Origin of the sequence: Chryseobacterium carnipullorum (assembly GCF_900142785.1) — a bacterium.
GTDB classification, from domain to species: Bacteria; Bacteroidota; Bacteroidia; order Flavobacteriales; family Weeksellaceae; genus Chryseobacterium; species Chryseobacterium carnipullorum.
This window is the reverse complement of record NZ_FRCD01000006.1, coordinates 37,002-55,898: the sequence shown is the minus strand read 5'-3', so window position 1 is coordinate 55,898 and position 18,897 is coordinate 37,002. Positions and strand designations below refer to the sequence as shown.

The window sequence follows — 18,897 nt, the reverse complement described above, 5'->3', positions numbered from 1 at the left end:
TTTTACGGATAAGCATAGTGAGTTATTTCCCTTTTTGTTCTTTTAATTCTGAACTTCCGGAAGATTGGCAGCATTTCTCTGTAGTTTTTTGTAAGTGAAAGAGCACATGATGATGCTGAATTCATACAGAATAAGCAGTGGAAAAGCAGCCATGATCATACTTAAAACATCGGCAGGCGTAATGATAGCAGCCACAACCATAATCAGAACAATCGCATGACGACGATAAGTCTTCATAAACATGGGCGTAAGAATTCCTATACTGGTAAGGAAATAGATAAGAATGGGGAACAGGAAAATAATTCCCATACCTAAAATAACCTGTAAAAAGAGCGTTGTATAATCGCTTAAGTCATAAAGCGGGATGATAATATCTGAAATTTTGAAAATAACACCGAAGTTAACGGCAAAAGGAAGAATTAAGAAATAACCGCATAAAACTCCGGTCATAAAAAGAATCCATACCGCATTGATAATAAAGATAGAGTTTTTTCTCTCCTTCGGATGAAGAGCCGGACCAATAAATCTCCATAACTCCCACACGATATAAGGAAAAGCACCTACGATTCCTCCGAAAACGGAAACAGCCATCATCACATTGAACTGCTGATAAAGCCTCTGTACACGAACCGGAAACTCTTTGGGAAGATGAATACTGTCTTCGCCTAAAAGTAATCTCGAAAAATGATTGACAACCCTGAAAGTTGGAAAATCATTTCTTGTAGGTCCAAAAAAGATATGGTCCATGATCCAGTTGATATTGAATCCTACGGCAAAAGCAACCACGATAATTGCAATAATTGAGCGAACAAGATGTCCTCTTAATTCTCCAATATGTCCTAAGAAGGACATTTCTTTTTTTTCGTCCATATACTACAGTCTATCTAAAATAGTAAACTCGTCAGAGTGAAGCGGTTTAAGATTGCGAAATTATGAAATAATAATCAGTATTCAGAATTATTGGAAAGGATTTTATCCAAGTTTATAAGGGAAATACCTTTATGTTTGATTTTCAGAAAAAAACAGGCAGTATTTTGATGAATACCGCCTGATGATTGATGATGATCAGTGAAAATAATGTTGAACCGATTTAATTGATTCCTTCATCCAGTAACGTATGGAGATCTATGATTCCGGAATATTTTCCGTTTTCTGTAACAATCAGCTGACCAATATTGTTTTCTTTAAGTATTTTCATAGCCTCTTTCGCAAGAGTATGACTTTCAATGGTTTTTGGATTGGCAGACATAATGTCTTTAGCCTGAACCTTAGTGATATCATCTCCCTTCATCAGCATTCTTCTCAAATCTCCGTCTGTAATCACTCCTATGATCTTATCTTCATCAGTCACCACGGTAATCCCGTGACTTGAAGCACTGATAGAGATAATAACGTCTCTTACCGGTGCATTTTCATCCACCTGAGGTTTCTGCGGAGACAGGAACTGATCTACTTTTGAAACAAGATTCTTTCCTAAACTTCCACCGGGATGGAATTTGGCAAAATCTTTCTCTCTGAAATCATTAAGCTCCATTAAAGCAACAGCCAGGGCATCTCCAAGGGCCATTTGGATCGTAGTAGAACTTGTAGGAGCCAGTTTATTCGGGCAGGCTTCAACATCTACGTGCGTATCCAGAACAACTTCGGAAAATTCGGCAAGTTTACTGTTTTTATTTCCGGTCATTCCTATAAGAGCAGAAGAATAATCTTTTAAATAAGGAACAAGATTCGCAATTTCAGGTGAGTTTCCGGAATTGGAGATGCATAAAACGACATCCTGTTTCTGAATGACTCCAAGATCTCCATGAATGGCTTCCGAAGCATGCAGAAACTGTGACGGTGTACCTGTGGAGTTTAAAGTGGCCACAATTTTGTTGCCTACATGAGCAGATTTCCCGATTCCTACGACAATTAATTTTCCCTTTGCCGAATGAACGATCTCTACTGCTTTGGCAAAATCCTCACCGATTCTGTTCTTTAATTTTTCAAGTTCTGCAATTTCTATCGCTAAAGTGCTTTTGGCAATTGAAATAATGTCGGTTCTTTCCATTTAATTAAGTATAAGGTATACAAAAAATCCATTGAAAAACGTTATATTTAAAAAAGAATATTTAATATAAGTTTTATTTTTTATAAATTCGTTCGCTTTTATTTTAAGCAGAATTTTTATAACTTTGGGTTGGATGCAAATTTAGCAATAGAAAATTAGATGAGCGCAAAAAAAGCCAATTTATCAGGCGAATTGAAAAAGTATTTCGGGTTTTCTACATTTAAAGGCCAGCAGGAACAAATCATTGAAAACCTACTCAGTGGGAAGGATATATTTGTATTAATGCCAACAGGAGGAGGTAAGTCATTATGTTACCAGCTTCCGGCACTTATTTCAGAAGGTACGGCAATAGTAGTTTCGCCCTTAATAGCGTTAATGAAGAATCAGGTAGATGCCGTGAATGGCCTATCATCTGATGACGGGGTGGCACACGTTTTAAATTCATCATTAAACAAGACACAGACAAAACAGGTCTTTGACGACATCAAAGGTGGCAAGACCAAACTTTTGTACGTAGCTCCGGAATCATTGATTAAAGATGATTATCTGGATTTCCTGAAAGAAGTGAAAATTTCTTTCGTGGCTATTGACGAAGCGCACTGTATTTCAGAATGGGGACATGATTTCAGACCGGAGTACCGGAACCTGAAGTCTATTATTGACAGGATTGCCGATGTTCCGGTGATCGCTTTGACAGCTACTGCAACACCAAAAGTTCAGGATGATATCCAGAAAACTTTGGGAATGACCGATGCGCTGGTTTTTAAAGAAAGTTTCAACCGCCCCAATCTCTATTACGAGGTACGCCCAAAAGTCAATATAGACAAAGAAATTGTGAGATTTATCAATCATCACAAAGGGAAATCGGGGATTATCTACTGTCTGAGCAGGAGAAAAGTGGAAGAGTTTGCCCAGCTGTTGCAGGTCAACGGAATTAATGCACTACCTTATCACGCAGGTCTCGACCAGAAAGTAAGAGTGGCCAATCAGGATAAATTTCTGATGGAAGAGGTGGACGTTATTGTAGCGACCATTGCATTTGGAATGGGAATCGATAAGCCTGATGTACGTTTTGTTATTCATTATGATTTTCCCAAATCTCTGGAAAGCTATTACCAGGAAACAGGAAGAGCGGGAAGAGATGGCGGTGAAGGATATTGCCTTGCATTTTACGATCCTAAGGATATTGAAAAGCTGGAAAAATTCCTTGCCCAGAAACCTGTTTCGGAAAGAGAAATCGGATTACAGCTCCTTAATGAAGTAGTAGGTTATGCCGAAACTTCAATGAGCAGAAGACAATACATTCTTTGTTATTTTGGGGAAAATTTCGATCCGGTGAAAGGAGATGGAGCCGATATGTGCGACAATTCTTCTGATCCCCCAAAACTGAAAGATGCTACAGCAGACCTTACAAGAACGCTTGAATTGATTAGAGATACTGGAGAAAAATTTAAATCTAAAGATCTGATCTCTGTCATCGTCGGGAAAGAAAATGCAGTCACAAAATCATATAAACTTGAACAGACTTCCTACTTTGGTTTTGGAAAGGCAGAAAAAGACAATTACTGGAAAACCATTTTGAGACAGGCTACAGTTCAGGGATTTCTCCAAAAAGATATTGAAACCTACGGAGTGTTGAAAATGTCTGAGAAGGCAAGGAATTTTTTAAATTCTGAGGCTAAAGAAACTTTCTTAATTGCCGAAGACAGAGAGTTTGATCTCAGTCAGACCAAAGCAGAGAGTGAGCAGGTACAAATGCAGGGCAGCAGTGGTCTGGATCAGAATCTGTTCAGCCAGCTAAAAGATTTAAGAAAAAAAGTGGCTAAAAAGCACGGCATTCCTCCATACACGGTTTTCATGGATCCAAGTTTGGAAGACATGACGGTCCAGTATCCGGTTTCGTTGGATGAAATTGCTAAAATCTACGGAGTAGGAGAAGGGAAAGCTAAAAAATACGGCAAAGAATTCGCAGACTTCATCAAAACTTACGTTGAAGAAAACAATATAGAACGTACTCAGGATATGGTACTGAAGCAGGTGGCGAACAAATCCAGCCACAAGGTTTTCATTATCCAGAGCACGGACAAAAAGATTGATCTTGAAGATATTGCAAGGGCTAAAAACCTTTCCATGACCGAGCTGCTGAAAGAAATGGAAAGTATTGTTTATCAGGGGACAAAACTGAATATCGATTATTATATTGAAGATAATTTCGATGAAGATATTGTAGACGGTTTTATGGAATTCATGACCGAATCTGAAAGTGACAGCATGAAAGTGCTTCTTGATGAATTTGGAGATGAGCTTTCTGATGAAGAAGTGAGAATGCTGAGAATAAAATTCATCAGTGATGTTGCTAACTAAGAAATAGAATTAACGAAATAGTTTCATATGACTCTTCCATAGAAATATGGAGGAGTTTTTTTTTACATAATATTTCCCTGTCCAAATAATATTCTATAGTGGTTTCTATAATTTAGTTTTATACAATTCATGTAGAAATGCGTTAATTTGTTAAATAATTTTAACAGATTAACGCATTTATTGTTAAGTTTGTGTTAAACTAAAACTTAATGCCATGGAAAAAATCTTTGTTTATGATGAAGTATCATTTGAAGCTAAGGATGATACACAAATCAACTTTACTGTTGAATTTATATCAGATGGTGATATAGCGGTCACGACCGTACATGCACCCAAAAAGTCTACCAAAACCTTTATAGACAGTGAAACAAAATATATAGGGCTGGCTAAAGACCTACGCTCCTCCAGTTTAATTGTGACGACAAAATGCAAAAATCCTTTAGATCACGAAGATACAATTAGTATTAACTACAAAATAAATGATCAGCTAATTAAGAAACATACTAATCCTAAATCAGATGCTGATGAAATACTTATCGTGATGTATGTTTCAATTATAGAATAAGTATGAATGTTTTTATTGTTTTATTAATATTAAATTGAGATTTATTATGAGAATCATTGTTTTATTTATAATAGCTCTTCTTTCCAACCCATTATATATAAAGGCTCAGGAAAGTCAGAAGATAGCAGATTTAAAAGTACCCTCTTCTCCGGCTGCCAGTATTTTGGAAATTGTACCGGGGACTATATTGCAGCCCAAGTCATATCAGGCTTTAGAAGCAGCCATATATTCAAATTTCGCAACAGATAATAAGCTTAAGCTTCCGGATAATTTTTCTTTAGAATTCACGCCCTACTGGTTTAAAGATCATGGTTTAAGTTTAAAAGATTATTTAGGAAAACCCACATTTACGGATCAATTAAAAAGAAACTCTTCTTTTTCTTTAGCTTCTACCCAAAGCTATTTTCTTTCAGACAGTACCAAGACAAGTAGTCTGGCAATTGGTTATAGAACTTCTTTCTTTCTGGGAAGTAAAAAAGATGACGAAAAAGTAGCAGCACTATTGGAAAGTGTATATTTAGGAGAAAAAATTGTTACTCAAATTTTACCTCTGGCGATAGTCACTTTACGATCGAACCCTAGTACTGGCAAAGATTTTATGGATCAACTTGAACCTGATATAGAAGAATCTCTTTTAGGTTTAAAAATCAGTAAAGAGGTAATAAAAGAGTTTTCCAAAGCTTTACGTAATGAAATTGAAAAGACAAAAATACAGGAATTTAATACCGAAAAATTGGCAGGTGTAATTAATTCGGTGTCAAAGAACTTTTTTAAAATGGAAAGCGATTATAAAGAGCTAAAAGAGTATATCAATAATAGATATGGATTTTACTTGGATATGGCTTATGCTAATTTTATCAATTTTCCAACGAATAACTTTGAGTTTTCTATTGTGCCTAAGCAGTCTGTTTGGCTTACACCGTCCTATCGTTTTGCTGATGATCTTAAAAATTTTAAGTTGATTGGAGTAATCCGCTATCAATGGAATAATACAGATTATTTTGGGAAATATTTTCCTGATAACAAATTATATAAGAACAATTTTGACTACGGGATTGCTGTAAATGGTAAGTTCGATAAATTTTCAGCTCATATGGAGGTGATAGGACGCCAGTCAAATACTGAGATTATTGTCGGTAAAGACAGTGATAATAATATTTTATATCGAAAAAATAAAGAATCGGATGTACAATATTTAGGAACACTTAGCTATCGCCTGACAGATCAGGTTGTTCTTTCATATTCTTTAGGGAAAAATTTTGAAATAGTAAGTACCAACGAAAACAATCTGATTTCATTATTGGCCTTAAACTTTGGTTTTGGTGCGCCAACAGCACTAAAATAATTAAACCAGTAAAAAATGAATAATTAAACCAGGGCAGAAGCGTTTTTGCCCTGGTTTTTTATGATTAAAAGAAATAAGATTTCACTCATTGTATATTTCAGCAAATATGTCTCCTTATTTTATGGGGAACAATTTTGTACTTTTGCATCAATAAAGGAATGGATTTCATAATGTAATGGTCCAGTTAAAATTTCAATATTTGAAACTTAATAAAACTTTTTACTAACTTTAACTGATGAAAAAAATTTCTGTCATATTTATTCTGCCGGATCTGGAAACCGGTGGTGCAGAAAGGATTGTTACCACCATTGCCAATCATCTTTCCAGAGACCGTTTTGAGCCAAAAATCCTGCTTCTCCGCAAACAGGGCGGATACCTCAATTTTCTGAAAAAAGACGTTGAAATTATTGATATCAATACGGAAAGAATCCGACATTCCCTAAAACCAATTTTAGGTGAAATTTACCGCAGAAAACCCGATGTCGTATTCTCTGGTTTTGGCGAAGTAAATGCATATCTGGCTATGTTTATTAAACTTTTTCCCCGAACAAAGTTTATCGCCCGCGAAACCAATGTAGTATCTCAGCATGTGACCAGAAAAGAGATTAAATTCTTCTATAATTTTTACAATAATTATCAGAAAATCATTGCGCAAAGCGACGATATGATGCATGATCTGATTGATAATTTTAATATTAAGAAAAAGAAAATCGTTAAAATAAACAATCCGGTAGACTTTGATTTTATCAATGAAAAACTGGAAGGTGCTGTGAAACCGGAATGTTTTAAATACAATTATAAAAATGTGGTAGCCATTGGGAATCTGTCAGCCAGAAAAGGTTTTGATAACCTGTTGAAAGTTTTTTCAAGGCTTAAAAACGAAAATATCCTGCTCCATATTCTGGGAGATGGTAAAGATAAAGATGTACTGATTCAGATGAAGGATTTTTTGGGATTAAAAAATGTCATCTTTCATGGCAGGCAGGATAACCCTTACCAGTTTCTTAAATTTGCCGATCTTTTTATCCTTTCCTCAAGGTATGAAGGTTTTCCGAATGTTCTTCTGGAAGCCGGAGCCTGCGGGACCTATTCTCTCGCCAACAACTGTCCCGGAGGAATCAATGAGATCATTCAGCATCAGGTGAATGGGGAAGTTGCAGATATTGAAGATTATGACAATTTTTCCCAGAGACTAATCAATGTGCTGCAGGATAATCATAATCGGGATGGCATAAAAAACTCGATCAGATCCAGATTTTCAAAGAATATCATTCTCGATAAATATGAGAAGGTTTTGATTGATCTGGTGAAGAAATAATGGGCGGATTTGCGTTATAGCTTCATATTTTTTACATTTGGCCCTCATTAATTTTATTTAAAATCAATATTCCTCAATGAATAAAATCCCCAAAATTGGATGTGCTTGTGAAAAACCTACTTCGGACTATACTGAATACAGAAGTTCTGAGTTGGGAATAGACCATACCAACGGAAGATATGCAGAAGTAACCATTCAACAGTGCAAACTTTGTCAAAGAATATGGATTCGTTATTTTGTTGAATTCGAGCATTTATCCAAATCGGGAAGATGGTACAAGGGAATCGTTTCAAAAAAAGACCGCTTACAAATAACCCCTGAAAATGCAGTTGACTATCTGGAAAGTCTTGAATGGTATGTATATGGCGGCTCGTTTTTTGAAACTACCGGAATATTGGGAAGTGGAAAAATGAATGTAGATGCATAAGTTCTGTTATCAAGTAAAGAATAGATCAGAATATTGGTTATATTTATTCTTTCAGGATTAATTTTTTGCAGTTGTATAAACATAAAATAGAGCAAATGCTATAGTTCTTTTGTTAGGAATAGTATTGATGACTTTAGGAGAGGTTAAAATTGAAGTTCCTTTGATTTGTTTTACTGTAATTATATATATAGATCGATGCCAATAGATAATCACTATTTTTTTTAAATCCTCAATTCATCCCTAAACTTGACAAAACTCACTTGGGGGTGTGGCAATTAATCAGTAAATTTGTGAGAACTAAGTAAGATAATAACAAACAAATTCATATAATAACATGAGTCAATTCGATGTTACCGTAATCGGTTCTGGTCCTGGAGGTTATGTAGCTGCTATCCGTGCAGCTCAGTTAGGTTTCAAAACAGCAATTATTGAAAAATATTCAACTTTAGGCGGAACTTGTCTTAACGTTGGATGTATTCCGTCAAAAGCGCTTTTAGACAGCTCTGAGCATTTCGAAAACGCGAAACACAATTTCGCAGGTCACGGAATTATCATCAATGAGCCACAGGCTGATATCGCAAGAATGGTTGAGCGTAAAAACGAAGTCGTAGAGCAGACCACCAAGGGGATCAATTTTTTGATGGACAAAAATAAAATTACTGTTTTTGAAGGTCTTGGAAGTTTTGAATCTGCTACTCAGATCAAAGTAACAAAAAAAGACGGTTCTTCTGAAACGATCGAATCAAAATATACAATTATCGCAACAGGTTCTAAGCCATCTTCACTTCCTTTCATCTCACTGGATAAAGAAAGAGTGATTACGTCTACAGAAGCCTTAAACCTTAAAGAAATCCCTAAGCATCTGGTGGTAATCGGAGGAGGAGTTATCGGTCTTGAATTAGGTTCTGTATACTTAAGATTAGGATCTCAGGTAACTGTTGTTGAATTCATGGATAAAATTATTCCTGGAATGGACGGAGCTTTAAGTAAGGAGCTGACTAAAGTTCTTAAAAAGCAGGGAATGAAGTTTATGCTTTCTACTGCGGTTTCTGCGGTTGAAAGAAACGGAGATACCGTAAAGATCACAGCTAAAGATAAGAAAGGAGAAGAAGTAACGGTAGAAGGAGATTACTGTTTAGTTTCTGTAGGAAGAAAACCTTACACAGACGGTCTTGCGCTTGAAAAAGCAGGAGTAGAACTTGACGAAAGAGGAAGAGTAAAAACAAACGATCATCTACAGACGAATGTTGCCAACATCTACGCGATCGGTGATGTTATCAAAGGAGCAATGCTTGCTCATAAAGCTGAAGAAGAGGGGGTGTTGGTTGCAGAGCAATTAGCAGGTCAAAAACCTCATATCAATTACAACCTGATTCCTGGTGTTGTTTACACCTGGCCTGAAGTTGCTGGAGTAGGTAAAACTGAAGAGCAGCTGAAAGAAGAAGGAATCGCTTACAAAGTGGGTTCTTTCCCGATGAGAGCGTTAGGTAGAAGCCGTGCAAGTGGTGATATCGATGGTCTTGTGAAGATCATTGCAGATGAAAAGACTGATGAAGTTTTAGGAATGCACATCATCGGAGCAAGAGCTGCTGACCTTATTGCAGAAGGCGTTATTGCTATGGAATTCCGTGCAAGTGCTGAAGATATTGCAAGAAGTTCTCACGCTCACCCAACCTATGCTGAAGCGATTAAAGAAGCAGCATTGGATGCAACAGGTAAGAGATCGATCCATATGTAATTTTTTGATTGAAAGATTTAAAAATTCAAATATTTAAGATTAAAGAGAAGCATTTTGCTTCTCTTTTTTTGTGAAGAAAGGAAATGATTGATGGGTCGATATAATTCTCTCTTTTAAGCTATTCTCAAACATGAATAATCCCGATATTTGTAAAAAAATACATTTAAAAGGTCATCATTATGGACAACCAGGAATTGAAATTATATCTTAAACGGATTGGTGCTGCAAATACAGACGTTAATGAAGGGAAATTAAAACTACTGAAAACACTTCATCAACTTCATCCTAAACATATCACATTTGAAAATATAGATCCCTTTACAGGAAAAACTCCGTCATTACAGTCGGATATTATTTTCAACAAATTAGTACAGCTTCAGCGTGGAGGATATTGCTATGAACAAAATTCACTGTTTAAAAATGTTTTGGAAAGTTTAGGGTTTACCATTAAAATGCACCTTGCAAGGGTAGTATGGGGCAGTAAAGACGGAACCGGAACCGCCCGCTCTCATATGATGCTCAGTACAGATATAGAAGGGGTAAAGTATCTGGTAGATGTTGGTTTTGGTTCTATGACCCTTACTTCACCGATGGTATTGGAAACAGGTATTGAACAGGAAACTCCGAACGGTTTATTTCGCCTGGTGGATACAGAAGGTTTCTACAGACTGGAGGTTTTAAAAGATGAGTGGCTGCCTATTTACAAATTTTCTCTCGAAGAAGTAGAATTCTCAGATCTGGAAATGGCCAACTGGTATATTGCGACCGGTCCAAATTCTGTGTTTAATCAATTTCTGATGATTACAAGAGTAGATGAAGAGGCGAGATATGCTCTTTTTAACAGTACACTGACGGTCCGATGGAATGATGGAAGAAAAGAAAGCTCTGAAATGACAAATCAGGATCAATTAACTCTTTTATTGAAAAATCACTTTAACCTTGATCATCTTTCTAACGATTTATTAGGAAAGATAGATTCGAAATTAAAAGGTATTCAGGCTCATTTCAACGTTGCTCAATAAGAGTGATGTATACGGAATATAAAAAACAGGAAGATGCTTTTTTTAGTAATTTTTGATCAAATGTACAGGTTTTATCTGCGGTTTTAAGACAGAAGAATGCGATGATTTGGAGTAAAATGGGATATGTAGTTTTAGAATCTTCAATTTTCCGTACCTTTGTGGCTAATTTTATATTCAATGCAACTCGGAAAAACCCAGACTTTAAAAATTTCAGAAAAAAATCATTCAGGATGGATCCTGGTGGATGAATCAGGTGAAAAAGCTTTTTTACCTAAGGTTTTCACCAGTGATGACAAAGAAATTGATGATGATGTTGAAGTTTTTGTCTATCAGGATGACGGAAAATTAAAGGCCACCACTGAAATACCATTGGCTGAAGTAGGAGAGTATGCCGTAATGGGCTGTGTACAAAGTCTTCCGAGCGGTGCATTTATGGACTGGGGAATTATCAAAGACCTTTTTATCCCCTACAAACAGCAGAAATCAAAAATTATTGAAGGAAAAAGATATTTGGTTTATCTTTATGTAGATGATGCTCTGGGACTGATCACAGGAACTACAAAATTCAAAAGAAATCCACAGTATCAGGATCTTCCTTTTGAAAAAGGTGAAAAAGTGGACCTGATTATCATGAATGAAAGTGAATTAGGCTGGAATGTAGTCATCAATAAAAAATACATCGGGCTTGTGTACACCTCGGATGTTTTCAAAAAACTATACCCATTGTCAGAAGAAGGCGGATACATCAAGGCCATCCGTGAAGATGGTAAGATCGATATCTCTTTGCAGCCTGAAGGTTTTGAGAATGTAGATGAATTCAAGCAAAAAATTCTTGACAAACTGGAAGAGAACTACGGACTTCTTTTTCTGTCAGACAAATCTACGCCTGAAGAGATCAAAGATGAGCTTCAGATGAGCAAAAAGAATTTTAAAAAGGCCCTCGGCGGACTGTACAAAGATAAGATCGTTGAAATTATGGACGATAAAATAAAATTAGTATAAAAAATAAAAATGATTGGTTTTACTATATTATGTGGTAGAACCAATCATTTTTAAGATTATGAAATCTCATGTTGCTCTTCATGTCCTTTATTATCTACAGTAATTTTCCCCCCAGTATTACACATACAAAAAGAGTCCTCAGTAAGAATTTTGTAATTGTTGATTGTATCTCTTTCGGTTGTCTTTTGCCAAGCTGTTGGAGCAGGAATACATGGTAAATAACCTCCCGAAGTAGGTTTTAATTTACATTGTCCGAGAGGCTTTATATTGGTATTTGCCTGTTTATCCTGCTCCGTAGCAATATGTTTCCCCTCGGCTGTAGAGAAATTCTGGCTTGTAACAATAAGCTTACTCGGTGCTGTACCCTGATTACAGGATAATTGGGCGGTATCTGTGATCTTTTGTGGCATTTCATCGTTATTTCTGAGTAAATATATATTCTCTTTTTTTCTTTTGCCAATCTTCTTTGTAGCCTATCAATTGGTTATTTTTAATTCGTAAATCTAGGTTTTTTATGAATGATGATTGATTATTTGACGGAATTTGAATATCAATCTTATTTTTTACAATACGCCAAATAAAATTGTTCTTATGTAATATTTGCTCTTCATTACATTTTAAACGTTTTTCAATAACATCAACATTTTTATTTTTGAATTTTAAAACTAAATAATCTGTCGAACCAGAGCATTTAACAGGTTCGGGTGTTTCTTCATAAATACTTCCTATCTTGGTGGTGTATTCTTTTCCGATGATATTTTTTTGAGCAAAACTAATAGATGCTAAAAAAATCAGGAATAGTAAAAGATATTTTTTCATAGCATCAGTTATTAATGAATGGAACTGTCTTTCTTGTAATTTCTTTGCCATTTTTACCATCCAAAATTATTTCTTGAATTTGATCTGCTGTAATTTGGTGTGAAATCTGCCATGCATTTCTACTTTCATAGTCTAGTTTCAATACTTTTGTCTGGTATCCAGAATCTTTATATCCTTTTGAAAGATTAATTTTATTTAATTCACAATATGTAATAATATTCTGGTAAGTAAATTCATAATTTTCGTCTGTATTTTCTTCTTTTGTTAGTTTTCCTGATTGATCAAAATAATACCATATACCAATAGGTGCTCCTTCATTAAAGGCAACTCCTTTATTTTGAATGTTTTTTGATGGATAAAAATTCTTTATAACTGAAAAATAAGAATCTTCATTGTATTTTACTTCTCCAAAACCAATTTTTGCTGAAGTGTATATAATATGATTTTTACCATTTATTTCATCCTTTCTGCCATCATCTATTTTTTTTGTTATGGTTTCAAATTCTTTGTCTATTGTTGGTATCATAATTTTACTGTTTTTTTGAGAATGACATTGTGTGAATATACTAAACAAGGTCAAGATTAATATTTTTTTCATACTATTATTTTTTAATGTATAGAAGAATTTGCTTGTTTCCATTGCCAATGCCATAGTGCACATCTTTTATTGTTGTTGTCAGGATGATGGGAGTAGTCCAAAAGATTATCAGTCATTTTATATTCATAAGTAAAACTACCACTATTGTCAAATGCATGAGGTAAGTTGAATGAATGAAGAAACTCGTGAGCTGCAGTTTGATTATTTTTACTCTTGAAAACTACAACATAATCTGCATGGAATTGCGAGTATCCAGAAATATGTCCACCACCAGAGCTATATCCATCTTCTTCAAAATAAAATGCTTTGAAATGACTGCCGTATTTACTCGGAAAATCTCTTTCTAGTTTAATTTTAAGATAATCATGTAATTGATTAGTTCCACTAGTTTTACTTGGATCTACTTCATTACTAGTTACAAAATTTATGAAGTCAGTTTCGGCAGTTAGATCAAGTTCGACAATATCCGAAGTATCAGATAAATTAATATAGGCTTGTAGTAAATACTTATTGATTCTATCTTTTTCGTCATTAACAACCGGTACTTTTATAGCAGATGTGGGAGACAACTTGGTTTTAATTTTTACAAATACAACATTTTTATTTTTGCGTTTTGAACTGTCGTTTGCCCATACTTTTAGTTTTCCAGCTGTAAGTTTTTCTTCAACTCCGGCGGTATTCTTTTTTATTGAATTAATAACAAGAGTTTGGTCAGCGGAAAATTCTTTTAAACATTCAATCGTAACATGATCTGCAAAAGCATGCTTTCCTTTTCCTTTCCCCTTTACATCTATTTCTTTTGGAGTAATTGAAAAATATTCATTATCCTCAAATCGTAAAATATCAGGCTCTTCTTCAATATCTATAATCAAGCTCAATGTAGCAATAGTGTTAGGCACAAAAGGAGGTGGAGTTTCTGAACCTGGTATAGACGGATCAATTGATGGTAAAGCAGGAGCATTTGGATAAAGTGCAAGCCATGAACAAAAATATTCATCTGGAATTATTTTGCCTGCTGTATCTTTTAAGTCAGCACCAGAAGAATCTTTTTTAGCTTTCCATGGAATAATATGAACATTATACTCTGATTTAAGAGCTGAATATTTTGAAGAATCTTTTTTAAATGAACCTTTATAATAATTATCATCAGTAACTAATGTGGTAAATGTGGCATCAGTATATTGTTTAGAAATAATTGTTTCATAATCAATATCTCCAAAATCGGCAGTTCCTCCATTAATAAGATTAGTATCTCCTCTTCTCATATAATCAAAACCGTAACCTAAACCTTTCCAATCTTTTTTTGGTCTGAAATGAACAATACATTTTGCCGTTATCTCGAAAGGAGCTATTTCGTAATTAAGTGGATTATTAGTTTGATTATTACCTTGTTTACCATGCATATCAACAATACCTTTACTATTTACAATAGTACTTTCATCAGAATGCATAAATAATTTCTTTGTTCCAGACACATTGGTTTCTGGTGCTTCTATTTTTATCTCATTCTCTGAGTTAATTAATGCTTTTCCTGCCTGTGTATGGAATAATTCAGTGATCATCTGTAGCATTACAGGACTATTAATAAGCATTTTCTGTAATACATTCATTAAAGTTGTGTTCCCAACTGTGAATGTCAGGTTATTACCGACATTAATATCCATATTACTCCCTGCGGTAAAACTTATATTTTGAGGAGCGGTAACATTAATGTTTCCATGTCCGTCCATAAAATAAATATTGCCACTCGGGTCTTCAATGGTTACACTTCTTTGGTTATCATTCATTAAAACTTTGATTCCGCTACGGGTCTGTATGGATTTAAGATGATTATCAGCACCTCCACCTAAACCAACCTTACCATGAAACATTCCACCCATTGCAAAAGGAAAATCCGGGTTGTGGTATTCAAAGCCTACCATTACCTGATCCCCGATTTCAGGAATAGCCACAAATCCTCTGTTTTGGCTTATAGCATCAGTACCTCCTGCATCAGGACTCATCATTCTTATAAAGTGAGTGGTATCATTTAACTGCCAGTCAAACTGAACCTGTATTCTTCCCTGATTCAACGGATCAACATTAGAAATAACAGTTGCAACCTGCGGTTCTGCTTTGGGCATTATAAAATCAGGTTTAGGCATAAAACCTGTTCCCTCTGCTATCGCTTCAAAGCTTCCTGTATAATATCCCCTTGCATCTACCTCGTGGGTGGCTTCTGTAATCATCAGAGTTGTAAAATGTGAAGTCTGGTTGCTATCTGGCTTTCTCATGGCTAAATCTGCCACACAACCTATATATAAGAAAGGGACAGAAGTATTTCCTGATACTGTAAAAACTTCTACAGAAGCACTTCCTCTTGCACTTTTCTGGGAATCATCCACATCCAGAAACATATTGGCATTGATAGGTGTAGGGATTAGTGATCGTGTTTTAAAAATGCCGTCATTCAATTCATAAGACTTTGCTGATAAATCTCCTAAATGCTTGATGCTATTATCCGAGCCTAACATTTTAGAATGACTACTGCTGTTATATCCAAAATATTCAGGTCTGGTATGAACTGCTTTTAATTCAATTGCTATATCACCCACATTACTGCCATCAATAAGCTGAATAGGCTTTTCGTGAGACGGAAGTTTTCCAAAGTGTAGTATGTAACCATCATAATAGAACTGCTCTCCATATGCTTCTGCAATTCTTGTAAGGTAGTTGTAATGGGTTTCACAGTACTGCGCACTGTAATTAATGTAGCTTTTATTCTGTGTGTCTATTCTGAAATCAAACTTATTTGTTCCTAATGTCTCCTTAATAATGCTGTCAGCAATAATGGATGTGTTCACAGTCTGACTGCCCCCAAAACTCTGGGTATGAGGTGCAGAATCCATCAAGATTGTCGGACTATGTCCTTTCAATACGATATTTCCAAGGCTCATTTTTTCCTGACTGAATGTCACTTTTGTAACCACACCGACAAATGTACGTTCGGGGCTTTCATTTTCAGCATCTTTATATTTAAAAGTAACTGTCAGGCGTTTTCCTAGAAATTGTCTGGCTTCTTCAAGATTGTGATTCTGTGATTCTCCTAAAGAATCATGTGCTAAAGTAAGTTCAAAGTAATGATGTCTTCTTGCACTCTGCTGTAGGCGGAAGTGCTTAAAGTGGCTTACAGGTTTGCCGTTAATCACAATATCGAGCTTCACCACACGTTTGATGCCCGAAATATGATTCTCCGAAATACGATCAGAATTTGAGATATTTTTCTTCATTGTGTGTTTTTGATCTTATATCACTAAATATAGATAAAAATAGGATGACAAATATAGAATTTTTAATAAATCTTTTAAATTGTAGTAATACTACGATTGATGTAAAAAACTATTGGTTTTGGATTAATTATAGATAAGCGAATAGTATTATAATTTACATTAATTTCCATTGAGTATATAATACAAATCTTAATATATCCATATCGCATTAATTATATTTTAATCAAAAAACATGATGCAAATCATAACAATTATGTTTAATTATTTTGTTTAACAATTTTGTCAAAAACAGAATTTGATTTACATTTGCACAAAATTGTTTAACAATAATGTCAAATCAAGCGAAAAAAGACCAAACACAGGAATTGATCAAGGAGACAGCGAAGAATTTATTCTTTGTGAAGGGGAAGTTTGATGCTACTACCCAGGAGATTGCCGATGAAGCCGGAGTGAACAGAACATTGATCAACTATTATTTCCGTTCCAGAGATAATCTGATTCAGATCATTTTCGACGAAGCTCAGAGAGTGGAACAGGAAAAATCCAAGATCATTCAGAATGCAGATCTTCCTTTCAAAGTAAAGATCAGCAAATTTGTAGAAGGCAGTCTTTCCACAAGCCTTCAGTATCCTTATCTGGAAACTTATATTGTTTCACAGATCAATAAAGGAAATTGTCATCAGAGAGAAATCGAAGAAGATGTCCTCGAAACTCTTTATAAAGATATTGAAAAAGAGATGGAACTCGGAAATATTGAAAAAATGGCTCCGGTTCAGTTTATTCTGAATATGGTCTCTCTGCTCGTATTCCCAAGTGCCATCAGGCATTTGTTTATGGAGAATCTGATGATCAGCGATGAGGAATATGACAAGATTATTTCAGAAAGAAAGGAGATCATTATCAATATGCTTTTTAAAAATTAAAAAATGTTAAAGTATTTTATGAAATGATACGTCCTTTAGAAACAAAAACATTGACGAGAAAAATTACATTAAAAAAATAAACGAAGTATATTATTATGAAAAGAAAACGTATAACTGCTACAAAGCTAAAAATTGGGATAGCTGCAGCATTTATGATTTTCGGTTTTTCATCCGTATCTGCCCAGCAGCAGGTTTCTTTACAGGAAGCCATCAAGCAGGCACTGCAGAATAAAGCAGAAGCCAAAAAGGCGGCGTTACAGATCAAAAAAGCTGAATATAAAATTGATGAGGCCAGAGCGGGAGCTTTACCTCAGATCAGTGCGACGGCAGGTTTAACCTATAATCCGGTTATTCAGGAATCTTTGCTTGAGTTTGGGGGAGAAAGAATCAGAGCTCAGTTGGGACAACCCTGGAGTTCTACTGCTTCCGTACAACTTCAGCAGGCTTTGTTTGACCAGAGAGTGTTTACAGGTCTTAAAGCTGCAAAATCTACAAGAGAATTCTACGTTTTGAATGCTCAGCTGACGAATGAACAGATCATTGAAAATGTAGCAACCGCTTATTATCAGGTATTTGTACAGGTAGAAAATCTGAAGACGGTAGAAGCAAGCTATACGAATACCGAAAAAGTAAGAAACGTTATTAAAAGCCTGGTGGATAATGGTCTGGCAAAAGCGATTGACCTTGACCGTACCAACGTTCAGTTAACCAATATCGGTTCAAGCAAGCAGCAATTAATCAATTCTGTTGAGCTTTCAAAAAATGCCCTTAAGTTTTATATGGGCGTTCCTATCGGTACCGAAATTGAGCTTGAAGAAAAAACAATTGAGCCAAAACCGGAGTTGATTGCAAGTACTTTAAATCTTGATAACCGTACGGAAATCAAAGTTTTGAATAAGAACAGAGAGCTTCTTCAGTTTAACAAAAAAGCTACCGAAGCTTATCTTTATCCTACTGTGAGCCTTACCGCAAACTATGGCTGGGCTGGTATGGGGAAAAAATTTCCTTTAACGAACGGTCTTAATAACGGAGTTCTTTGGAGCGACTATTCTGCCATAGGTTTGAACATCAATGTTCCTATTTTCACAGGAGGTGCTACAAAAGCTAAAATTCAGCAGGCGGAAATTGATATCCAGGACCTTGATCAGGATATCCAGAATACACAGCTGACTTTGGATCTGGATCATAAAAATGCCATTGCCAATATGGAAAATGCCATTATCAATATTCAGAGCATGAAAGATAATGTTGATCTTGCGGAAAGAGTTCAGAAAAATACACAGTCCAACTACCAGTACGGTTTAGCAACATTGACTGAGGTGCTGGATTCTGAAAATGCTTTAACACAGGCAAAACAGAACTATTCAAACGCATTGCTGGATTACAAACAGGCCGAGATCAAATTAATAAAAGCTAAAGGAGAACTGAACACACTACAAAACTTATAATAAACTAAA

General features: G+C 35.3%; 16 protein-coding genes. 10 read left to right on the top strand and 6 right to left on the bottom strand.

Translation table 11 applies throughout. The features are described 5' to 3' along the window. Nucleotides 1–42 precede the first annotated feature (42 nt). The gene (tatC, locus tag BUC06_RS08165; protein ID WP_073332315.1) at nt 43–870 is read right to left on the bottom strand and encodes a twin-arginine translocase subunit TatC; all 828 of its coding nucleotides are present in this window, start codon (nt 868–870) and stop codon (nt 43–45) included. A gap of 220 nt (nt 871–1,090) precedes the next feature. Beyond that, a complete protein-coding gene (locus BUC06_RS08160) occupies nt 1,091–2,050 on the bottom strand; it encodes a KpsF/GutQ family sugar-phosphate isomerase (RefSeq protein WP_073332312.1) in 960 nt (319 codons plus the stop codon). 159 nt (nt 2,051–2,209) lie between these two features. Between BUC06_RS08160 and recQ the strand changes: the two genes are divergently transcribed. The 8 genes from recQ (at nt 2,210) to BUC06_RS08120 (ending at nt 11,831) form a co-directional block, all read left to right on the top strand. Then, nucleotides 2,210–4,414 (top strand): DNA helicase RecQ, encoded by a 2,205-nt coding sequence (recQ, locus tag BUC06_RS08155; RefSeq protein ID WP_073332309.1) that lies wholly within the window; start codon nt 2,210–2,212, stop codon nt 4,412–4,414. 214 nt (nt 4,415–4,628) lie between these two features. Next, the gene (locus BUC06_RS08150; RefSeq protein WP_073332306.1) at nt 4,629–4,979 is read left to right on the top strand and encodes a hypothetical protein; all 351 of its coding nucleotides are present in this window, start codon (nt 4,629–4,631) and stop codon (nt 4,977–4,979) included. 46 nt (nt 4,980–5,025) lie between these two features. Continuing rightward, nucleotides 5,026–6,324 carry a hypothetical protein gene (locus BUC06_RS08145; RefSeq protein WP_073332304.1) on the top strand — a complete coding sequence of 433 codons (1,299 nt, stop codon included), beginning with the start codon at nt 5,026–5,028 and terminating at the stop codon, nt 6,322–6,324. Nucleotides 6,325–6,559: 235 nt separating this feature from the next. Next, a complete protein-coding gene (locus BUC06_RS08140) occupies nt 6,560–7,642 on the top strand; it encodes a glycosyltransferase (protein ID WP_073332301.1) in 1,083 nt (360 codons plus the stop codon). A 76-nt stretch (nt 7,643–7,718) separates the two neighbouring features. Continuing rightward, on the top strand, nt 7,719–8,069 hold the full coding sequence (locus tag BUC06_RS08135) for a hypothetical protein (RefSeq protein ID WP_073332299.1): 351 nt from the start codon (nt 7,719–7,721) through the stop codon (nt 8,067–8,069). 334 nt (nt 8,070–8,403) lie between these two features. Then, nucleotides 8,404–9,807, top strand: coding sequence for a dihydrolipoyl dehydrogenase (gene lpdA, locus BUC06_RS08130; protein WP_073332296.1), 1,404 nt, complete (start codon nt 8,404–8,406; stop codon nt 9,805–9,807). A gap of 179 nt (nt 9,808–9,986) precedes the next feature. Next, nucleotides 9,987–10,829 (top strand): arylamine N-acetyltransferase family protein, encoded by an 843-nt coding sequence (locus BUC06_RS08125; RefSeq protein WP_073332293.1) that lies wholly within the window; start codon nt 9,987–9,989, stop codon nt 10,827–10,829. 177 nt (nt 10,830–11,006) lie between these two features. After that, on the top strand, nt 11,007–11,831 hold the full coding sequence (locus BUC06_RS08120) for a CvfB family protein (protein WP_073332291.1): 825 nt from the start codon (nt 11,007–11,009) through the stop codon (nt 11,829–11,831). Between the two features lie 56 nt (nt 11,832–11,887). On the opposite strand, the gene BUC06_RS08115 is transcribed toward BUC06_RS08120, so the two are convergent. The 4 genes from BUC06_RS08115 to BUC06_RS24355 form a co-directional block, all read right to left on the bottom strand. Further along, the gene (locus BUC06_RS08115; protein ID WP_073332288.1) at nt 11,888–12,241 is read right to left on the bottom strand and encodes a DUF4280 domain-containing protein; all 354 of its coding nucleotides are present in this window, start codon (nt 12,239–12,241) and stop codon (nt 11,888–11,890) included. 7 nt (nt 12,242–12,248) lie between these two features. Beyond that, on the bottom strand, nt 12,249–12,650 hold the full coding sequence (locus tag BUC06_RS08110) for a hypothetical protein (protein WP_139263330.1): 402 nt from the start codon (nt 12,648–12,650) through the stop codon (nt 12,249–12,251). A gap of 4 nt (nt 12,651–12,654) precedes the next feature. Further along, complete coding sequence (locus BUC06_RS08105) at nt 12,655–13,176, bottom strand: hypothetical protein (RefSeq protein ID WP_073332282.1); 522 nt, start codon at nt 13,174–13,176, stop codon at nt 12,655–12,657. Between the two features lie 83 nt (nt 13,177–13,259). Then, on the bottom strand, nt 13,260–16,517 hold the full coding sequence (locus tag BUC06_RS24355) for a type VI secretion system Vgr family protein (RefSeq protein WP_073332279.1): 3,258 nt from the start codon (nt 16,515–16,517) through the stop codon (nt 13,260–13,262). Nucleotides 16,518–16,846: 329 nt separating this feature from the next. Between BUC06_RS24355 and BUC06_RS08095 the strand changes: the two genes are divergently transcribed. Together BUC06_RS08095 and BUC06_RS08090 are read left to right on the top strand one after the other, a co-directional pair. Then, nucleotides 16,847–17,440 (top strand): TetR/AcrR family transcriptional regulator, encoded by a 594-nt coding sequence (locus BUC06_RS08095; protein WP_073332276.1) that lies wholly within the window; start codon nt 16,847–16,849, stop codon nt 17,438–17,440. Nucleotides 17,441–17,535: 95 nt separating this feature from the next. Next, nucleotides 17,536–18,888 carry a TolC family protein gene (locus BUC06_RS08090; protein ID WP_073332273.1) on the top strand — a complete coding sequence of 451 codons (1,353 nt, stop codon included), beginning with the start codon at nt 17,536–17,538 and terminating at the stop codon, nt 18,886–18,888. The last annotated feature ends 9 nt before the right edge of the window (nt 18,889–18,897 follow it).

What these genes read in the sequence shown, in the direction of transcription:
- tatC (WP_073332315.1), bottom strand. Translation starts at nt 870, where the DNA reads ATGGACGAAAAAAAAGAAATGTCCTTCTTAGGACATATTGGAGAATTA.
- BUC06_RS08160 (WP_073332312.1), bottom strand. Translation starts at nt 2,050, where the DNA reads ATGGAAAGAACCGACATTATTTCAATTGCCAAAAGCACTTTAGCGATA.
- recQ (WP_073332309.1), top strand. Translation starts at nt 2,210, where the DNA reads ATGAGCGCAAAAAAAGCCAATTTATCAGGCGAATTGAAAAAGTATTTC.
- BUC06_RS08150 (WP_073332306.1), top strand. Translation starts at nt 4,629, where the DNA reads ATGGAAAAAATCTTTGTTTATGATGAAGTATCATTTGAAGCTAAGGAT.
- BUC06_RS08145 (WP_073332304.1), top strand. Translation starts at nt 5,026, where the DNA reads ATGAGAATCATTGTTTTATTTATAATAGCTCTTCTTTCCAACCCATTA.
- BUC06_RS08140 (WP_073332301.1), top strand. Translation starts at nt 6,560, where the DNA reads ATGAAAAAAATTTCTGTCATATTTATTCTGCCGGATCTGGAAACCGGT.
- BUC06_RS08135 (WP_073332299.1), top strand. Translation starts at nt 7,719, where the DNA reads ATGAATAAAATCCCCAAAATTGGATGTGCTTGTGAAAAACCTACTTCG.
- lpdA (WP_073332296.1), top strand. Translation starts at nt 8,404, where the DNA reads ATGAGTCAATTCGATGTTACCGTAATCGGTTCTGGTCCTGGAGGTTAT.
- BUC06_RS08125 (WP_073332293.1), top strand. Translation starts at nt 9,987, where the DNA reads ATGGACAACCAGGAATTGAAATTATATCTTAAACGGATTGGTGCTGCA.
- BUC06_RS08120 (WP_073332291.1), top strand. Translation starts at nt 11,007, where the DNA reads ATGCAACTCGGAAAAACCCAGACTTTAAAAATTTCAGAAAAAAATCAT.
- BUC06_RS08115 (WP_073332288.1), bottom strand. Translation starts at nt 12,241, where the DNA reads ATGCCACAAAAGATCACAGATACCGCCCAATTATCCTGTAATCAGGGT.
- BUC06_RS08110 (WP_139263330.1), bottom strand. Translation starts at nt 12,650, where the DNA reads ATGAAAAAATATCTTTTACTATTCCTGATTTTTTTAGCATCTATTAGT.
- BUC06_RS08105 (WP_073332282.1), bottom strand. Translation starts at nt 13,176, where the DNA reads ATGATACCAACAATAGACAAAGAATTTGAAACCATAACAAAAAAAATA.
- BUC06_RS24355 (WP_073332279.1), bottom strand. Translation starts at nt 16,517, where the DNA reads ATGAAGAAAAATATCTCAAATTCTGATCGTATTTCGGAGAATCATATT.
- BUC06_RS08095 (WP_073332276.1), top strand. Translation starts at nt 16,847, where the DNA reads ATGTCAAATCAAGCGAAAAAAGACCAAACACAGGAATTGATCAAGGAG.
- BUC06_RS08090 (WP_073332273.1), top strand. Translation starts at nt 17,536, where the DNA reads ATGAAAAGAAAACGTATAACTGCTACAAAGCTAAAAATTGGGATAGCT.